Genomic DNA, 16,791 nt, shown 5'->3' with positions numbered 1-16,791 from the left:
TCAGCAGGTCTCGCCGCGCGTGACACCGTCCCCGACGACGTCCGCTCCGCCGAGCATCGTGATGGAGTCGGCTCCGAGCGTGTAGAGCTGGTCGGCCTCGAGCTTCGCGAGGCATCCGCCGCGGGTCAGGAGGAGGGGCACGTGCGCGTGGCCCGCCCAGGCCGCGCCGGTCAGGGCGTCGGGGAAGTTGAGGCCCGAGGCGATCAGCGCCGACGGAGCGGAGTCGTAGGCGAACGCGGTCACCAGCGCATTGGTCGCGAACCGATCGCTTCCCGCCAGTCTCTGCACCGGCGCGACCGCGGTCAGTGCCCGATCGAGGGCGGCCGGTACGACGGAGGCGCCGCCGACGACGGCGATCCGCTTCGGCGCCAGGCCGGCGAGCGTGGCGCGGACCGTCGCGCCGGTGGTGTCGCCGCCCGGCGTCAGGAGGACGGGAGCGCCCTCGGTTCCCGCCGCGCCCGTGGCCGAGAGCGCGTCGGGGAAGCAGGACCCGCTCGCGATGTAGGCCGTCGCCACGGAGCCGGGCGCGAAGGCGTACTCGGCCACCCGGCGACTGGTGTCGAACCGGTCTCCGCCCGCGAGCCGGACGACGTCGGGCGCGAGGGCCGCCACGGCGTCGGCGACCGCGGGCGTGACCGCACTGTCGCCTCCGACCACGACGACCCGAGCGGGATGCAGCCGGGTGATCTCGTCCGCCACCGCGCCCGGCAGCATCCACGGCGCCGTGATCAGGAGCGGGCCGCCCTGATGGGCCGCTGCCGCTCCGGCGGAGAGCGCGTCGGGGAAGTTCGTGCCCGACGCCAGGTAGACCACCGGGGCGCCATCGGGATACGACGCCTGCGAGATCGCGACACTGGTCAGGAAGCGGTCGGCCCCGCTCACCCGGCGCCCCGGCAGGTGCTGGAAACGCACATCCACGCTCTGGACACCCATGAAGAGGGAGCTCTGATCCGCGCGGGAGACGACCGGCGTCTCGAGCCACGAGTAGCTCTGCGCGAAGGCGCCTGCGGAGCCGTCCGCCGGGTAGGCGGCATCGAGGTGGTCCGCGGGGACCGTCGAGGTGCTGGTGGTCCCGGAGTCGTCGCGGCAGGTCGTCGCGCCCTGGAAGCGCAAGCCGAGGTCGGTCTGCCGCAGCGCGTCGCTGATCGCGGTGTGGTCGCGGTGGCTGTAGCGGAAGCAGCCCGGCACGTTCTCGTTGCTGAACGTGCCGACGGCGCCGTAGTCGGGAAGCGTCGTGTCGAGGCCGAGCGCCGCCCTTCCGCCGATGACCGTCCGCAGTGCCCACGCGGCCTTCGCCTGCGTCAGCGCCCCGTCGCCGAGGTTGAAGCCGACGAGCGCACCCCGGCCCTGGCGGTCGACCCACACCCGGGCGGTCGAGTCGGTGAAGTCCGGGATCACGGCATTCGAGGGGATCTCCGGCCGGACCCCCGGGCGTGACAGCGAGACCCCGCCGGCCGGGAACGCCGCCGACGTCGTCGCCGGGCCGAAGTCGCCGGGCAGCGATGTGTCGGTCTGCGACATGGCGGAGAAGTAGGACAGCCAGGAGTTCAGTCGCGCCTCCTCGCACGACGCCGTGCGGATCCCACGCGGAGCGGGTGTCACCGGCGGCGCTCCCTCGCTCACGGCGAGTCCGTACACGACCGGGCTGCAGTGCGTCGTCGCCTCCCCGCGCGTCATCAGCACGAAGACCTTGTAGAGGTCCGGCCGGTCGGCGTACATCGCCGCCGCCTGGAACTCGTCGTCGGGATGTGCGACTGCGATGTAGAGCACGCGGGAAGGAGTCGTGGCCGCCGGAGCACTGCGTTCGAGCGCACGCGCCGGGGTCGACGCCAGGCCGCCGATGCCCGCGATACTGCCGATGCCGGCGATCACGGCAACGCCGACGGCGAGTGCGCGCAGGAACCTCATCCTCTGTCCTCTCGGGTGGTCTCACCTGAGAGGACGCAGCGATCAGCGGATCATGACGGCGATGGGGCCTATCGCCCCGCCGGCTCAGTGGCCGGGCAGGAGCATCACCCCGCGCTCGATCAGCAGCGCCACGCCGATCGCCGTCATGGCAGCGCCCGACACCTTGGCGACCACAGCGGCGCTCCGCGGCCGCGAGACCAGCACGAAGCGCGCGAGGAGGGCGACGCCCGAGTAGACGACGGCGCAGGTCACCACGAACAGTCCGCCGAGCAGCAGCATCTGTGCCGCGGGCGGCCAGCCGGACTCGGGGCTGGTGAACTGCGGGACGAGCGCCACCAGCACCAGGAGTCCCTTGGGGTTGAACCCGGACACACCGGCGCCGCGGAGGAAGCTGGCCCACGGCGATCCCGCACGCGACGTCACCTCGGCCAGCGGCACGGAACGGCGCAGGAGTCCGTTCAACCCGATCCACACGAGGTAGAGCGCACCGCCGACCGTGAGCACGCCGAGGAGGACGGGACTGGCCGCCACGAGGGCTCCCACCCCCACCGCCACGGCGACGACCACGAGCGCATAGCCGCTCAGGATGCCCGCGACCGACGACACCGCGCGTCGCCCGGCCCCCGCGGCGATCGCGTACGCCCAGTCGGCGCCCGGGGTGAGCACCAGGAGCGCTGCCACGCCCCAGAATCCGAGGATCGCCGTCGTCGCCATCCCGCTGCCTCCGTCCCTCGCGCGGGCTCGTCCCGCTTCTGGACGGCAATCTATGTCAATCCGGGCCGGAGGTGCTCCCTGATTCGGCGCGGCGTGCGGCAGAATGTGGAAGAATCCACCGCATGGATGCCATCGACCGCGAGATCCTTGCCGTACTCCAGGAGGATGGGCGGATCAGCCTCACCGACCTCGCCGACCGCGTCGGGCTGACGCTCTCCCCGTGCCACCGCCGCGTGCGCGAGCTGGAGCGGTCGGGCGCGATCGAGCACTACCGCGCGGTGGTCTCCCCGTCGGCGGTGGGCCTCGACTTCGAGGCGATCGTGTTCGTGCGCATCGACCGGACCGACCCGGAGACGGTCGGCGCCTTCGAGGCCGGAGTTCTGGCCATCCCGTCGGTGGTGCAGGCCGAGCGCCTGTTCGGCGACCCGGACTACATGCTGCGGGTGCTCACGACCGACCTGACGGCCTACCAGGAGCTGTTCGACGGGCCGCTGGGCGCGCTGCCCGGGGTGCGGAAGCTGTCCTCCACCCTGGTCATGAAACAGGTGACGGGGCCTCGAGCGCTGCCGACCGGCGTCGTCCGGGCGAAGGGCTGAGGCGAGGGCTACTCGTCGTCGACGACCGGGTCGTAGCCCGCCGCGCGCAGCGCCTCGATGACGTGCCGCCGGTGGTCGGTGCCGCGCGTCTCCACGCTCACGTCGAGTTCGACCTGGCTCAGCTGCATCCCGCGTCCGTGCCGCGTATGCAGCACTTCGACCACGTTGGCGTTCACGCCGGCGAGGATCTCGGCGATGCGAGCGAGCTGGCCGGGGCGGTCGGGCAGCTGGATCGTGAGCTTGAGGTACCGGTCGGACGCCGCGAGGCCCTGGCTGATCACGCGCTGCATCAGCAGCGGATCGATGTTGCCGCCGGACAGGATGGCCACGGTCGTGCCGTCCGCCGGGATCGCCCCGGCGAGGATGGCTGCGACGCCGGCCGCGCCCGCGGGCTCGACCACGAGCTTGGCGCGCTCCAGCAGCATGACCATGGCGCGGGCGATGTCGTCCTCGGAGACCGTGACCACCTGGTCGACGGCCTCCCGGATGATCTGGAAGTTGAGCGCGCCGGGCCGGCTCACGGCGATGCCGTCCGCGATCGTGGCGACCAGGGAGATGTCGGTCGGCTCCCCCGCGGCCAGCGACGGCGGGTAGGCGGCGGCGTTGGCCGCCTGCACGCCGATCACGCGGACCTCGCGGCCTTCACGCGCCGCGCGCTGCTTGACCGCGCTGGCGACGCCCGAGATCAGCCCGCCGCCGCCGATCGGGACGACGAGCGTGCGCACATCCGGCACCTCGTCGAGGATCTCGAGGCCGAGCGTGCCCTGCCCCGCCACCACGTCCGGGTGGTCGAAGGGCGGGATGAGCACCGCGCCGGTCTCCGCGGCGAAGTCGGCCGCGGCGCGCAGGGTCTCGTCGACGATGCTGCCGCTCAGCACCACATCCGCCCCGTAGGCGCGCGTGGCCTGGAACTTGGGGATGGCGACGCCGACCGGCATGAAGATGGTGGCGTGGATGCCGAGTTCGCGCGCCGCGAAGGCCACGCCCTGCGCGTGGTTGCCCGCCGACGCGGCGACCACGCCCCGCGCGCGCTCCTCGGCCGTGAGCTTCGACATCCGGTTGTAGGCGCCGCGGATCTTGTACGACCCGGTGCGCTGGAGGTTCTCGCACTTGAGCACCACCGGCGCGCCGAGGATGTCGGTCAGGTACCGCGAGGTCTCCATCGGCGTCGGCTGCGCGACGGCGGCGACGGTGGCGCGCGCTGCCTCGAACTCGTCCAGGCTGGGCCCGGCGAACGGGGTGCGCGTGTGATCGGTCGCGGTTGCCACGCGCCCAGCCTAGCGGCGGACGTATGCCGTCGACTGTATGCGGGTGCGACCTACTGCCGCGCGGGCGGGCGGCGGACCGGCCGCGGGACGGTCTCCCAGATCGCCCGCTCCGGCGGGGTGTAGTCCGACGTCGGGGTGTTCCGCCAGACGCCGCTGGCGATGTAGTGCACCATCACGTTCAGCACGGCCACGAACGGCACGGCGAACAGCGCGCCCGGGATGCCGGCGAGCAGCGACCCCGCCGCGACGGCCAGCACTACCGCGAGCGGGTGCACCTTCACCGCGCTGCCCATGATGAGCGGCTGCAGGATGTGCCCCTCGATCTGCTGCACCAGGAGCACGACGCCGAGCATGATCAGCGCGAACACCCAGCCCTTGAACACCAGGGCGATGAAGATCGCCAGCGCTCCCGTGACGACCGCGCCGACGACGGGGATGAACGACCCCAGGAACACCAGGACCGAGATCGGGATGACGAGCGGCAGCCCCAGGAAGAACGCTCCGAGGCCGATGCCGAGCGCGTCGATCGAGGCCACCAGCACCTGCACCTTGGCGAAGTTCTTCAGTGTGACCCAGCCGGCCTTGCCCGCTCCGTCGATCGCCGCGCGCGAGCGCTTCGGGAAGACCCGGACGATCCATCCCCAGATGCTCTTGCCGTCGATCAGGATGAAGATCGTGCTGAACAGGACCAGCAGGGCGCCGGCGAAGACGTGCCCGAGCGTGGAGCCGACCGACAGCGCACCCGAGAGGAAGACCTGGCTGTCCTGCTGGATCGACTTCCCGATCGAGGCGAACGCGTTGCTGATCTGATCGGGGCTGAGTCCGAGGGGACCGGAGGTGAGCCACGCCTGCAGGTCGTTGAACGAGGCGACCGACTGCTTCTGCAGCTCCCCGCTCTGCCGCGTCACCTGCCAGATCGCGAGGTACAGCAGGCCGCCGACGACCACGATGAGCGTGATCAGCACGACGACGATCGCGAGCCACTTCGGCCAGCGGTGGCGCACCAGGAAGTCCTTGAACGGCACGAGCAGACCGGCGAGCAGCACCGCGATGAGCACGGGGATGACGATGAGCTTCAGCTGGATGATCAGGAAGATGACGACGGCGAGGACCGCACCGATCAGCAGCAGCCGCCACGACCAGGCGCCCGCGATGCGCATCCCCCGCGGAACGGTCTCGTCGGCGGGCTCGATGGGCTCGCCGAGGTCACGGCGGCGGCGCTGGAACCACGCGCGCGCGGGCGCGCGGTTCGCATCCGGGCCGGCGCCGGGTGCGGTCGTGGGCGACGGGACGGGGCGGTCGATGTCGGACATGCCCGTCAGTGTAGGCCGCGGCACTCCCGGTGCAATGGAACCGCGGCCCGGCGGTCGGCCCCTTCCCAGGCGGGTGATCCCGTCGTACGGGCGCGGGCCTCAGAGCGTGATGATCAGCGGCGGGTACTCGATGTCGGTGCGGTACCACTGCCAGGTGGAACCGCCGGTCTGCTGGATGGACGCGTAGGTCACCTGGCCGGGCGCCACGTTGTGGAGCCCGACCACGACGGCCACGTTCCCGTTCACGGTGCGGGCGCCGGCGCCCGAGACCGACCCCGCGCCCGCGTATCCGCCGACGGTGAGGGAGACCGGGCCGTTCGCCGTGATGGCGAAGGTCAGCACATAGCTGCCGACCGAGGTCACCCCGTAGGCCGACGGCGTGAAGTGGACGGATACGCCCGGACCGCCCGACGGGGTCGGCCGGTAGGTGAACGACGCGTACGGGGTGCCCGTGGTGTCCGTCTGCATGATGTCGGAGGCGATCAGGGTGAGGTTCGTCCTGCCCTTCCCCACGGTGTGGGTGGGGCTGATGGAGTCGATGGGGCGGAACCACGGGAAGGTGATGATCTCGTGCACCGACACCTGGTGCGCGAGGTCCGTGAGGGACAGGGTTCTCTCGAACGTCGTGAGGTCGATCGTCTCAGCGGCTTCCGCTGCGTCGTCCTCCCCCGCGCGCTCCCCTGGAGTTGGAGACTCGCTGGACATGCGCGCACCCTACTCCGGGGCCGGCGCGGCGCGACAGTCAGCGCGGCGCGACGGTGACCGGGGATCCGCTCAGGCCGACGCTCACGCGATCCCCCGGCTCGGGCCGCTCGCGCGCACCGTGCTGCAACGACAGCTCGCTGCCATCCTCGAGCCGCACCCGCGTGCGCCGGAGCGCCCCCAGGAAGCTGGTGGTGAGCACGACGCCCGGGATGCCGTCCGCGACGAGCAGGACGTCCTCCGGACGCACGTACGCGGTGACCGGCCCGTCGTCCACCGGCGACGCGAGCGGGACCTCCTGGCCGAGAGCCGACAGCCGCCCGGCGGCCACCATGCCCTCGACGCGATTGGTCAGGCCGACGAACTCGGCCACGAACGCCGTCGCGGGACGGTGGTAGAGCTCCTCGGGGCTGCCGATCTGCTCGATCCGGCCCGCGCGCATGACGGCGACGCGGTCGGCGACGGCGAGCGCCTCCTCCTGGTCGTGCGTGACGAAGAACGTGGTGATGCCGAGCTCCGTCTGGATGCGGCGGATCTCGTCCCGCAGCTGCACGCGCACCTTGGCGTCGAGGGCGGAGAGCGGCTCGTCGAGCAGCAGCACGCGCGGCTCGGTGACCAGCGCGCGGGCGAGCGCGACGCGCTGCTGCTGGCCGCCGGACAGCTGGTGCGCGTAGCGGTCGGCGTGGTGGTCGAGGCCCACCAGCTCGAGCGCGGCGGCCGCACGCCGCCGCCGCTCCGCCGGGGCGACCTTGCGCATCCGGAGACCGAACTCGACGTTCTGCCCGGAGGTCAGGTGCGGGAACAGCGAGTACGACTGGAACACCATCCCGAGGTCGCGCCGGTTGGTCGGCTCGTCGGTGACGTCGCGTCCGTCGATCAGGATGCTGCCGCTGTCCACGCGCTCCAGCCCGGCGAGCGAGCGCAGCGCGGTCGTCTTGCCGCAGCCGCTCGGGCCGAGCAGGGCGATCAGCTCGCCCGGCGCGGCCTGCAGGTCGAAGCCGGCCAGCCCGACGCCGCCGCCGAAGTCGCGGACGAGGTGGCGCAGTTCGACGGTGGATCCTGTGCGCGCGGAGAGGACGGGGGTCTCGAGGGCGGTCATGTCAGCCTTTCGCGGTGCGCCGTCGCCGCACGCTCACGAGGCGGTCGACGACGACGAGGAGGACGAACGCGAACACCAGCGCGAGGAGCGCGAAGATGACCGCGACGAAGGGGTCGGACTGCGACACCAGCAGCAGCGAGGTCTGCAGGTTGACGCGGGAGAGGAGCGAGGCGATGGTGAACTCGCCCAGTACGACGGCGACCGAGAGCGCGGCGGCGGCGAGGATGCCGCGCCGCAGGTTCGGGACGAGCACGCGCCAGAACACGGTCCACCAGGGGGCGCCGAGCGAGCGGGCCGCCTCGCTGAGCGTGATCATGTCGACGGCGGCGACGTTGCTCTGGATGGCGCGGTAGGCGTACGGCAGCACGGTGATCCCGTACGCGAAGGCGAGCGTCCACGCACCGGAGCCGAAGACGTCCGTCACGACGGCGTACGTCGGCGCGAGGCCGACCACCATCACGATCGCCGGGATCATGATCGGCAGCAGGCAGATCCCCTCGAGCAGCCGGCGCAGCTTCGGGAACCGCAACTCCACCAGCACGATGGTCGGCAGCAGCACCAGCAGCATGATCGCGACGGTCACGACCGCGAGCACGAGCGAGTTGCCGAGCCCCTGGTAGACGCGGTCGTACCGCGTCGTCTCTCCCGAGAACACGGCCACCCAGCGGTCGATGTTGTACACGCCGGGCTTCGCCGTGCGCAGGGTGAACTCGACCATCGAGAACAGCGGGATGAGGAAGAACAGCCCGAGGACCACCCAGATGACCGTGCGGACGGCGGGACCGGGCCCCAGACGCAGCTCCTGCGACCGTCGGCGGCGGGCCGGCCGGACCTCCGGGGTGCGGGTGTCCACCGCGCGCGTCATCGCTGCCACCTCGCGGTGCGGCGGACCAGCGCCGAGTAGCCGAGCATGACGACGACCATCACCAGCAGCATCCCGAGCGCCATGGCGCCCGCGAGGTTGGCGCGGCCGAGCACGGTCTCGCTGATCAGCGCCTGCCGGATCTGCAGCGAGACGATGTTGTTCGCCTGGCCGACGAGGGCTGCGGCGGTCGCGTACGACGAGAAGGCGTTCGCGAACAGCAGCAGCAGGCTGCCCAGGAACGACGGGAGCAGGATGGGGCCGCCCACGCGCGTCCAATACGTCCAGCGGCTGCCGCCCAGCGTCGCCGTCGCCTCCAGCCACTGCGGGCGAAGTCCCTCCAGCGCCGGCATGAAGGTGATGACCATGAGCGGGATCTGGAAGTAGAGGTACGGCAGGATGAGGCCGGGCACCGTGTACAGCCACACCCCGTTCTCGTAGATGTTGATGTGCGCGACCGTGCGGAGCAGCACGGTCACGAGGCCCTGCGCGCCGATCGTCGCGATGAAGGCGAACGCCAGCATGACGCCGCCGAACTGCGCGAGGACGCTGCTCGCCGAATCCACCAGCGAGCGGGTCACGCCGCCCGGGCGCGAGCGCAGCAGGGCGAAGCACAGCGCCGCGCCGGCGATCGCCCCGACCACCGCGGTGACCGCGGAGAGCCAGAAGGCGCCGAAGAACGAGCCGGCGATGGCCGGCTCCATGAGTCCCGTCAGGTTGGCCCAGGTGAAGCGGCCGTCCGCATCCAGGAAGCCGCTGCCCACGGCGACGACCGTCGGAACGGCCAGGAAGACGATCACGTAGAAAGCGAACGGCGTCAGCCCCAGCACGGCGGCCGCGCTCTTCCGGCGCCGCCGCCCGGCCCTGACGCCTGCGGGCCGGGCCGACGACGGCTGCCGCCGGGTCTCCGTCGCGGAAACGCCGGCGGCAGCACGGTCGACCGCAGGCGCCGCGGCGCCCGTCACGGTCTCGGTCATCAGCCGACCGCGTTCGCCCACTTGGCGTTGAGCAGCGTGCCGGCGTCGGTCGCCTGCTTGTCGCTCATCACGGCCACTTTGTCGAGCTTGCCCGGGAACTCGTCCTTGTCGAGCGTGCCGGCCTTCTCCATGGCGTCGACGCGCGCCGGGTAGGCGCCGCCCTTCAGCCACGCGTTCTGGGCGGCGTCGCTGTAGAGGTACTCCTCCCAGAGGCGCGCGGCCGCGGGGTGCGGGGCGTCCTTGTTGATGGCCTGGTTGTAGTAGCCGACGTAGGCGGTGCCCGGGAGCACGACGTACTTCCAGTTCACGCCGCCGCCCTTGATGGTGTCGGAGGTGGCGTAGCCCTTCTGGTTGAACGACCAGTCGAGCAGCACCGGGGTCTCACCGGAGGCGATGGTGTTCGGCTTGCCGTCGGCGGCGTTCCAGTTGCCCGCCTTCTTGAGCTTCGAGAACCAATCGATGCCCGGGGTCAGGTCGTCGAGCGTCCCGCCGTTCTGCAGGGTGGCGTACGCGACCGCGCCGGCCGCGGCGGCCGCCTGGGTCGGGTTGCCGTTGAGCGCGACCGCACCCTTGAACTCGGGCTTCAGGAGGTCGTCGAACGACTTCGGGGCGGTCTTGATCTTGTTGGCGTCGTAGCCGACCGCCATGACGCCGTAGTAACCGACCTTCCAGAGGCCGTCCTTCTCCTTCTGGCCCTCGGGGATGTCGTCCCAGCCGGTCGGCTTGTAGGCGGCGAAGTACTGCGTGTTCGCCAGAGCGACCGAGGAGCCGATGTCGAAGGTGTCGGGAGCCGTGTCCTGGCCCTTGAGCTTCTTCGCGGCGTCGATCTCCTCCTGGCTGGAGGCGCTGTCCTGGCTCGGGTTGATCGTGATGCCGTACTTCTTGGTGAAGCCGTCGAAGATCTCCTGGTAGTTCGCCCAGTCGCCCGGGGTCGCGATGATGTTGAGGCTGCCCTCCTTCTTCGCGGCGGCGACCAGCGCATCCATCCCGCCGGCCGACGCGACGTCGGTGGCGGTGCCGATCTTCGCGGTGTCGGCGGTGCTGGCGTTCGCGCCGCCGGAGCAGGCGGAGAGCGAGAGTGCGACGACGGCGGCCGCGGCCGCGAGGCCGGCGACACGTGCGCGCTTGTTGATCACGGGTTTCCTCCAGTGCAAGGTGTCGACCGGGCGGTGCGCCCGGACGTGGTCACCGTAGGAAGGCCAGGCGTCCGGGCGCCTTCGCGCCGGTGACACCGCGGTGAACGTCCGGTGTCCGGGGTTGTCGCTATGGTCGTTCCGTGGTCGAACAGATCTCCCCCGCACTCGCACGTCGCATCGCGCTGGCCGCACAGGGGTTCGGCAGGCCGCATCCCGACTCCGTCGGCACCCGCCAGCTCAACGGCCTGATGGACCGTCTGCGCCTGCTGCAGATCGACTCGGTCAACGTCTTCGAGCGCAGCCACTACCTGCCCGCGTTCGCCCGCCTCGGCGCCTACGACCGCGGCCTGCTCGACCGGCTGACGTTCGACGCCCGCGGCCCGTACACCGAGTACTGGCCGCACGAGGCGGCGTTCATGCGCACGGAGGACTGGCCGCTGTTCGCCTGGCGGATGCGCGAGTACCGCGAGCGGTACGGCGGCCCGGGCAGCTGGTACGAGGTCAACCAGACCACGGTGGAGTGGCTGCGTGGGGAGCTCGCCGCGAACGGACCGCTGGTGGCCGGCGAGATCGAGCACGACGCCAACTACCGCACCGGACCGTGGTGGGGATGGTCGGAGGTCAAGCGCGCCCTGGAGCGGATGTTCCTGTTCGGCGAGGTCGCGATCGCGGGGCGAACGCGCTTCCAGCGCCGGTACGGGCTCGCCTCCGACGTGCTGCCAGCGAGCGTGCTGGAACCGACGGTGAGCGACGACGACGCCATCCGCGAGCTCCTGCGGCGCGCCGCGGTGGCGCACGGGATCGGGACGGCGCGCGACTTCGCCGACTACTACCGCATCAAGGGCCCGCGCGTCGGTGTGGCGCTGCAAGAGCTGGAGGATGCGGGCGAGCTCGTCCCGGTGGAGGTTGCGGGGTGGGAGAGCGCCGGGCGGCCGCTCCGCGCCTGGATGCACCGCGACGCTCGCAAGCCCCGGCGGGTGGAGGCGGCGGCGCTGCTGTCGCCGTTCGACCCGGTGGTCTGGTACCGCGACCGGGCGCTGCGCGTGTTCGGGTTCCACTACCGCATCGAGATCTACACGCCGGCGCCGCAGCGGGTCTACGGCTACTACTCGCTGCCCATCCTGATCGACGACGCCCTGGTCGGGCGCATCGATCTGAAGAGCGACCGGCAGGCGGGCGTACTGAGGGTGCAGTCGGCCTGGACGGAACCGGACATGCCCGCCGTGCCGCTCGACCGCTTCCTTCCGCTGCTGGCTGAGACGGCCGCGTGGCAGGGGCTCGACCGGGCGGAGGTCGCGGAGGGCGCCCGGGGCGACCTCGCCCCGATCCTCGCGGCGGCGCTGCGGCCGGGGGTAGGGTTCGGGGCATGACGTCACCGCTGGACTACCTGGATCAGGACGGGGCCGACGAGGCCGACTACGAGTCGCCGATGCGCGAGCTGTACGCCTATCACGACGGCGACACCTGGCTCGACGGCATCGTCACGGGCGTGAGACCGCACGGAGCGTCGGACGGCGGCACGCTCGTCCAGTTCGACGAGCGCCTGTGGGTGCCGGCGCGCGAGGTCCGCAGCTCCGACCACTACATCGCGGTTCTGCTGAACCCCGACTCGGAGGTCTACGCCGAGGTGATCCAGTCGCTCGTCGACGGGAAGCCGAAGGAGGTCATCCGCGACGTCTCCATCGTGGGCGACGACAACGTCGGCACCGAGTGGCGCCTGCTGGACGAGCCCCCGACGGGGACCCGCGTCCGCTACCGCTACACGGGCACCGCCGAGCTGCAGGTGCCCGACGGCGACCACGTGCCCGACGGGCGCGCGAGCGCGTAGCGGGTAGCGCGTACTGCGCTGCGCCGCCCGTTCCGTAGGAGATTCGGCCGCCACCGTCGGAGATCCGCCCCGATCCGGCCCGAAACTCCATCCACAGAGCGTTGCGTCGGAGATTCCAGCCCCTTTCTCCGACGCAAGCATGCGCCGCCCCCTTGCGCCGCGCCCGCCTCAGGCGGCGCACCCCGCAGGCCGTTCCGTCGGAGATCCGGCAGCCACCGTGGGAGATCCGCCCCGATCCGGCCCGAAACTCCCTCCACAGAGCGTTGCGTCGGAGATTCCAGCTCCTTTCTCCGACGCAAGCACACGCCGCCCCCTTGCGCCGCGCCCGCCTGAGGCGGCGCACCCCGCAGGCCGTTCCGTCGGAGATCCGGCAGCCACCGTCGGAGATCCGCCCCGATCCGGCCCGAAACTCCCTCCACAGAGCGTTGCGTCGGAGATTTGAGCACCTTTTTCCGTCGCAAGCACACGCGCCGAAGGCGGCAGCGCGCCGCCGGCCGGCCGCGCCGCGCCCGCCTCAGGCGGTGCGCCGCTGCAGCGTGAGCGCCCCGAGCACGACCGCCGCCACCGCGAACGACCCGATGATGAGCAGCTGCCCGCCCACGTACGCGGCGTCGTGACTGTCCGCCGCCACCGCGTTGAGCGCATCCACCGCGTGCGACAGGGGCAGCCAGTCGCTGATCTCCTTGAGGCCCGCGGGCAGCTCGTCGCGCGGCAGGAAGATCCCGCCCAGCAGGATCTGCGGGAACACCAGCAGCGGCATGAACTGCACCACCTGGAACTCGGTGCGCGCGAACGCGCTCGCGAACAGGCCGAGGGTACTGCCGAGCACCGCATCCGTCACGGCGACCGCGACCAGGAGCCAGGGGTCGCCTTTCACGTCCAGCCCGCACACCCACAGCGCGTAGCCCGACGCCAGCAGCGCCTGCACGATCGCCAGCAGCCCGAACGCGATCGTGTAGCCGAGGATGAAGTCGCCGCGCCCGAGAGGCATCGAGAGCAGGCGCTCCAGCGTCCCGGTGCGGCGCTCCCGCAGCGTGGTGATGGAGGTGACCAGGAACATCACGATGAACGGGAACAGCGCCAGGATGGCCGGCCCGATCGTCTGGAACACCGGCGTGTCCGTGAAGATCCATGCCACCAGCCCGATCAGGAGACTGGGCACGATCAGCAGCAGCACCACGGTGCGGGGATCGTGGCGGATCTGGGTGAGCACCCGGCCCGTGGTCGCCAGCGTTCTGGTGGGGTTCATCGCACGTCCTCCCCGAGGTCCGCCGCGTCCTCGTCCGTCCCGGGCAGCGCGTGCCGCGCGTGCCGGCGCCGGAGCAGGGCGAGGAACGCGCCCTCCGCATCCGCCGCCCCGGTCTCGGCGAGCAGCTCGTCGGGCGTCGCGTCGGCGAGCACGGCGCCGTCGCGCATGAGGATCAGCCGGTCGCAACGGGTCGCCTCGTCCATCACGTGGCTGGAGATGAGGAGGCTGGTGCCCGAGTCGGCGAGGCGGTGGAACAGGCCCCACAGCTCCACCCGGAGCAGCGGATCGAGCCCGACCGTCGGCTCGTCGAGCACCAGCAGGTCGGGCGAGCCCAGCAGCGCGGCGGCGAGCGAGACACGGCTGCGCTGGCCGCCGGACAGCGCCGACACCAGCCGCCCGGCGTGCTCCTCCAGGTCGGTCGCGGAGATCGCGCGCTCCACATCCGCGCGCCCGGCGCCGAGGACGCGCCGGAAGTAGTCGAGGTTCTGCCGGATGGTGAGGTCGTCGTAGACGCTCGCCGCCTGCGTGACGTAGCCGACACGGTGACGCAGGGTCGCCGAACCGGCCGGCTGACCGAGCACGGTCACCGTGCCGCCCTTGACGCGCTGCACGCCGACGATCGAGCGCATGAGGGTCGTCTTCCCGCATCCACTCGGCCCGAGCAGGCCGACGACCTGGCCGCGCGGGATGCGGAGGTCGAGGCCGTGCAGGATGTCGGCGCGGCCACGACGCACCCGGAGGCCCTCGATGGCGACGGCGGGCTCCACCGCATCCGGCGAATTCATCATGTGCTGAATTATTCGCTCCGGCGGACGCCGCGTCAAGACACCGCTCGCGGCGCGGTCGCGTCAGGAGACAGGCGCGTCGGGGTCTCCGAACAGGTGCCACTGGAGCACCGGCCCGACCCGGCGCGCGAGCTCCTCCGCGGGCGTGCTCGCGATCGGCTCGACCTGCAGCGCGTAGCGGGTCATCATGATCCCGACCAGCTGGGCGGCGGCGAGCTCCCCGCGCAGGGATGCGTCGGGCGCGTCGCTCAGGGAGGCGAGCTTCGACAGCACCTCCCGCTGCAGGAACTCGCGCACCATCCGCGTGCCCGGCCCGCTGCCCAGCACGGTGCGCAGCACCACGACCATCCGCCGGGCGGACTTCTCGTCGTCGAGGCGCTCCAGGATGTAGCGCACCAGCGACTCCCCCACCCGGTCACGCGGGCCTGCCAGCACCACGTCGAACACGCGGTCGGGCCGCAGCGGCACCTCGAGCGTCGCGGCGAACAGGTCCGCCTTGCCGTCGAAGTAGTGGTGGACGAGCGCGGAGTCGACGCCGGCACGGCGCGCGACCGCCCGCAGGGAGGCCGCCTCGTAGCCGCGCTCGGCGAACTCGTCGGCCGCCGCGCGCAGGATCGCCGAGCGCGCGGACGCCGCGCCGCGCTCCTTGCGCGGCCGCCCGGGTCGGCGACGTTCGGCCAGCTCGCTCACGGAGCCCATTGTGCACCCGGACGTCCGCTGTCCGCCTCTGAGGTGGTTGCTTCGAGTGTGATGGGAACGCGGTCGGCGCCGCCTCCGCCGAAGCTAGGATGTGACCTGCGCAATCACTCGACCCGGCGCCTGTACACAAGGAGTTCAGCGAACATGGAATGGCTCATTCCGGTCATCATCGTCGTCGTGATCGTGGCGATCATCGGGATCTATCTGTGGGCCACCTACAACTCCCTCGTGACGCTGAAAGTCCGTGTGGACGAGGCGTGGAGCGACATCACGGTGCAGCTGAAGCGCCGTGCCGACCTCATCCCGAACCTGATCGAGACGGTCAAGGGATACGCCGCCCACGAACGCGGGGTGTTCGAGTCGGTGACGCAGGCGCGCGCCGAGACACTGTCCGCGCAGACACCGGGTGAGGCGTCGGTCGCCGAGAATCACATGCAGACCGCGCTGAAGAGCATCTTCGCCGTGGCCGAGGCGTACCCGCAGCTGCAGGCGAGCCAGAACTTCCTACGTCTGCAGGCCGACCTGGTCGACACCGAGGACAAGATCCAGGCGTCGCGCCGCTTCTACAACGGCGGCGTCCGCGAGTTCAACACCAAGATCAAGGTCTTCCCGAACAACCTGTTCGCCCGACGCCTTGGCTTCACCGAGCGCGAGTTCTTCGAGGTCGACAACCTCGCCGCGATCGCCGAGCCTCCGCGCGTCCAGTTCTAGGGCGTCGATGTACAGGGCGATCGCCAGGAACAAGCGCAACACCGTCTTCATCATCCTGCTGTTCCTGGTACTCATCGGTGCGCTCGGATGGCTGGCCTCGGTCATCTACCAGAGCTACACGATCCTCGTGGTCGTGCTCATCGGGGCGATCCTCTACGCGCTGTTCCAGTACTACCTGGCGAGCAGTCAGGCGCTGAGCATGTCGGGGGCCATCCCCATCCAGAAGGCGGACAACCCGCGCCTCTGGAACATCGTCGAGAACCTGTCGATCACGACGGGGACGCCCATGCCGGCGGTCTACATCGTGAACGACCCGGCGCCGAACGCGTTCGCGACCGGGCGCGACCCGCAGCACGCGTCGGTCGCCGCCACGACGGGGCTGCTCGACATCATGACGGATGCGGAGCTCGAGGGCGTCATGGCGCACGAGCTCGGGCACGTGCGCAACTACGACATCCGGCTCGGGATGATCGTGTTCGGCCTCACCGTCGCGATCGGCTTCATCGCCGACATCTTCCTGCGGATGGCGTTCTTCGGCGGCAACCGGAACAACAACAACGGCGGCGGCAACCCGGTCGTGCTGGTGTTCGGGCTGATCGCCGCGATCGTGGCGCCGCTGGTCGCGACGCTGGTGCAGCTGGCCGTCTCGCGGCAGCGCGAGTACCTGGCCGACGCGACGGGAGCGCTGACGACGCGGCACCCGGACGCCCTGGCGAGCGCGCTGCTCAAGCTGGAGGCGTACGGCCGCCCGATGCGCAAGCAGAACTCGTCCATGGCGCACCTGTGGATCAACGACCCGCTGAAGCCGGGCCTCGTGGCGCGCCTGTTCTCGACGCACCCGCCGATCCCCGAGCGCGTCGAGCGCCTGGAGTCGATGGGCGGCAGCTTCTAGCCCGCTGACTGCCGCGGTTCGGAACGTCTGCGCCGGCGCGCGCAGCCGCCGA

At 71.2% G+C, this 16,791-nt stretch carries 17 protein-coding genes; 5 read left to right on the top strand and 12 right to left on the bottom strand.

Translation table 11 applies throughout. From position 1 onward, the window contains the following. Both ACTJI1_RS04590 and ACTJI1_RS04585 read right to left on the bottom strand, forming a co-directional pair. Positions 1-1,908: a cell wall-binding repeat-containing protein gene (locus ACTJI1_RS04590; protein WP_440741717.1), complete on the bottom strand. Its 1,908-nt coding sequence runs from the start codon at positions 1,906-1,908 to the stop codon at positions 1-3. Positions 1,909-1,992: 84 nt separating this feature from the next. Further along, on the bottom strand, positions 1,993-2,622 hold the full coding sequence (locus ACTJI1_RS04585; RefSeq protein ID WP_310130223.1) for a LysE family translocator: 630 nt from the start codon (positions 2,620-2,622) through the stop codon (positions 1,993-1,995). 122 nt (positions 2,623-2,744) lie between these two features. Between ACTJI1_RS04585 and ACTJI1_RS04580 the strand changes: the two genes are divergently transcribed. Next, positions 2,745-3,218, top strand: coding sequence for an Lrp/AsnC family transcriptional regulator (locus ACTJI1_RS04580; protein ID WP_440741716.1), 474 nt, complete (start codon positions 2,745-2,747; stop codon positions 3,216-3,218). 8 nt (positions 3,219-3,226) lie between these two features. Here the strand turns inward: ACTJI1_RS04580 and ilvA are convergent, their stop codons facing one another. The 7 genes from ilvA to ACTJI1_RS04545 all read right to left on the bottom strand — a co-directional run bounded on the left by ilvA (position 3,227) and on the right by ACTJI1_RS04545 (position 10,575). Then, positions 3,227-4,486: a threonine ammonia-lyase gene (ilvA, locus tag ACTJI1_RS04575; protein ID WP_310130225.1), complete on the bottom strand. Its 1,260-nt coding sequence runs from the start codon at positions 4,484-4,486 to the stop codon at positions 3,227-3,229. 50 nt (positions 4,487-4,536) lie between these two features. Beyond that, a complete protein-coding gene (locus ACTJI1_RS04570) occupies positions 4,537-5,799 on the bottom strand; it encodes an AI-2E family transporter (RefSeq protein ID WP_440741715.1) in 1,263 nt (420 codons plus the stop codon). Between the two features lie 99 nt (positions 5,800-5,898). Beyond that, positions 5,899-6,504 carry a hypothetical protein gene (locus tag ACTJI1_RS04565; RefSeq protein WP_310130227.1) on the bottom strand — a complete coding sequence of 202 codons (606 nt, stop codon included), beginning with the start codon at positions 6,502-6,504 and terminating at the stop codon, positions 5,899-5,901. A 37-nt stretch (positions 6,505-6,541) separates the two neighbouring features. Beyond that, positions 6,542-7,600 carry an ABC transporter ATP-binding protein gene (locus ACTJI1_RS04560; RefSeq protein ID WP_440741714.1) on the bottom strand — a complete coding sequence of 353 codons (1,059 nt, stop codon included), beginning with the start codon at positions 7,598-7,600 and terminating at the stop codon, positions 6,542-6,544. Position 7,601: 1 nt separating this feature from the next. Next, complete coding sequence (locus ACTJI1_RS04555; protein ID WP_440741713.1) at positions 7,602-8,474, bottom strand: ABC transporter permease; 873 nt, start codon at positions 8,472-8,474, stop codon at positions 7,602-7,604. Continuing rightward, positions 8,462-9,460: an ABC transporter permease gene (locus ACTJI1_RS04550; protein WP_440741712.1), complete on the bottom strand. Its 999-nt coding sequence runs from the start codon at positions 9,458-9,460 to the stop codon at positions 8,462-8,464. Before ACTJI1_RS04550 ends, ACTJI1_RS04555 begins: the two co-directional genes overlap by 13 nt. Next, positions 9,439-10,575: an ABC transporter substrate-binding protein gene (locus ACTJI1_RS04545; RefSeq protein ID WP_310130235.1), complete on the bottom strand. Its 1,137-nt coding sequence runs from the start codon at positions 10,573-10,575 to the stop codon at positions 9,439-9,441. The genes ACTJI1_RS04550 and ACTJI1_RS04545 overlap by 22 nt, the downstream gene beginning before the upstream one ends. Before the next feature lie 140 nt (positions 10,576-10,715). Here ACTJI1_RS04545 and ACTJI1_RS04540 point away from each other — a divergent pair, with 140 nt between their 5' ends. Both ACTJI1_RS04540 and ACTJI1_RS04535 read left to right on the top strand, forming a co-directional pair. Continuing rightward, positions 10,716-11,945, top strand: a complete 1,230-nt coding sequence (locus tag ACTJI1_RS04540) for a winged helix-turn-helix domain-containing protein (RefSeq protein ID WP_440741711.1) — start codon at positions 10,716-10,718, stop codon at positions 11,943-11,945. Continuing rightward, on the top strand, positions 11,942-12,403 hold the full coding sequence (locus tag ACTJI1_RS04535; protein ID WP_310130238.1) for a hypothetical protein: 462 nt from the start codon (positions 11,942-11,944) through the stop codon (positions 12,401-12,403). The genes ACTJI1_RS04540 and ACTJI1_RS04535 overlap by 4 nt, the downstream gene beginning before the upstream one ends. Before the next feature lie 514 nt (positions 12,404-12,917). On the opposite strand, the gene ACTJI1_RS04530 is transcribed toward ACTJI1_RS04535, so the two are convergent. The 3 genes from ACTJI1_RS04530 to ACTJI1_RS04520 all read right to left on the bottom strand — a co-directional run bounded on the left by ACTJI1_RS04530 (position 12,918) and on the right by ACTJI1_RS04520 (position 15,127). Continuing rightward, on the bottom strand, positions 12,918-13,652 hold the full coding sequence (locus ACTJI1_RS04530; RefSeq protein WP_310130239.1) for an ABC transporter permease: 735 nt from the start codon (positions 13,650-13,652) through the stop codon (positions 12,918-12,920). After that, complete coding sequence (locus tag ACTJI1_RS04525; RefSeq protein WP_440742174.1) at positions 13,649-14,437, bottom strand: ABC transporter ATP-binding protein; 789 nt, start codon at positions 14,435-14,437, stop codon at positions 13,649-13,651. Before ACTJI1_RS04525 ends, ACTJI1_RS04530 begins: the two co-directional genes overlap by 4 nt. Positions 14,438-14,500: 63 nt before the next feature. After that, complete coding sequence (locus ACTJI1_RS04520; RefSeq protein ID WP_440741710.1) at positions 14,501-15,127, bottom strand: TetR/AcrR family transcriptional regulator; 627 nt, start codon at positions 15,125-15,127, stop codon at positions 14,501-14,503. Positions 15,128-15,280: 153 nt separating this feature from the next. Between ACTJI1_RS04520 and ACTJI1_RS04515 the strand changes: the two genes are divergently transcribed. Together ACTJI1_RS04515 and ACTJI1_RS04510 are read left to right on the top strand one after the other, a co-directional pair. Beyond that, positions 15,281-15,847 carry a LemA family protein gene (locus tag ACTJI1_RS04515; protein WP_018191575.1) on the top strand — a complete coding sequence of 189 codons (567 nt, stop codon included), beginning with the start codon at positions 15,281-15,283 and terminating at the stop codon, positions 15,845-15,847. Positions 15,848-15,854: 7 nt separating this feature from the next. Next, positions 15,855-16,739, top strand: a complete 885-nt coding sequence (locus ACTJI1_RS04510; protein WP_310130242.1) for a M48 family metalloprotease — start codon at positions 15,855-15,857, stop codon at positions 16,737-16,739. The last annotated feature ends 52 nt before the right edge of the window (positions 16,740-16,791 follow it).

Source organism: Leifsonia sp. 22587, from assembly GCF_052044215.1.
Classification (GTDB): Bacteria; Actinomycetota; Actinomycetes; order Actinomycetales; family Microbacteriaceae; genus Leifsonia; species Leifsonia shinshuensis_C.
The sequence above is the reverse complement of the archived record's forward strand: the minus strand, read 5'-3'. Positions and strand labels throughout refer to the sequence as shown.

Coding starts and splice junctions, on each gene's coding strand:
- ACTJI1_RS04515 (WP_018191575.1), top strand. CDS start 15,281: ATGGAATGGCTCATTCCGGTCATCATCGTCGTCGTGATCGTGGCGATC.
- ACTJI1_RS04560 (WP_440741714.1), bottom strand. CDS start 7,600: ATGACCGCCCTCGAGACCCCCGTCCTCTCCGCGCGCACAGGATCCACC.
- ACTJI1_RS04585 (WP_310130223.1), bottom strand. CDS start 2,622: ATGGCGACGACGGCGATCCTCGGATTCTGGGGCGTGGCAGCGCTCCTG.
- ACTJI1_RS04510 (WP_310130242.1), top strand. CDS start 15,855: ATGTACAGGGCGATCGCCAGGAACAAGCGCAACACCGTCTTCATCATC.
- ACTJI1_RS04525 (WP_440742174.1), bottom strand. CDS start 14,437: ATGAATTCGCCGGATGCGGTGGAGCCCGCCGTCGCCATCGAGGGCCTC.
- ACTJI1_RS04590 (WP_440741717.1), bottom strand. CDS start 1,908: ATGAGGTTCCTGCGCGCACTCGCCGTCGGCGTTGCCGTGATCGCCGGC.
- ACTJI1_RS04580 (WP_440741716.1), top strand. CDS start 2,745: ATGGATGCCATCGACCGCGAGATCCTTGCCGTACTCCAGGAGGATGGG.
- ACTJI1_RS04565 (WP_310130227.1), bottom strand. CDS start 6,504: ATGTCCAGCGAGTCTCCAACTCCAGGGGAGCGCGCGGGGGAGGACGAC.
- ACTJI1_RS04535 (WP_310130238.1), top strand. CDS start 11,942: ATGACGTCACCGCTGGACTACCTGGATCAGGACGGGGCCGACGAGGCC.
- ACTJI1_RS04530 (WP_310130239.1), bottom strand. CDS start 13,652: ATGAACCCCACCAGAACGCTGGCGACCACGGGCCGGGTGCTCACCCAG.
- ACTJI1_RS04570 (WP_440741715.1), bottom strand. CDS start 5,799: ATGTCCGACATCGACCGCCCCGTCCCGTCGCCCACGACCGCACCCGGC.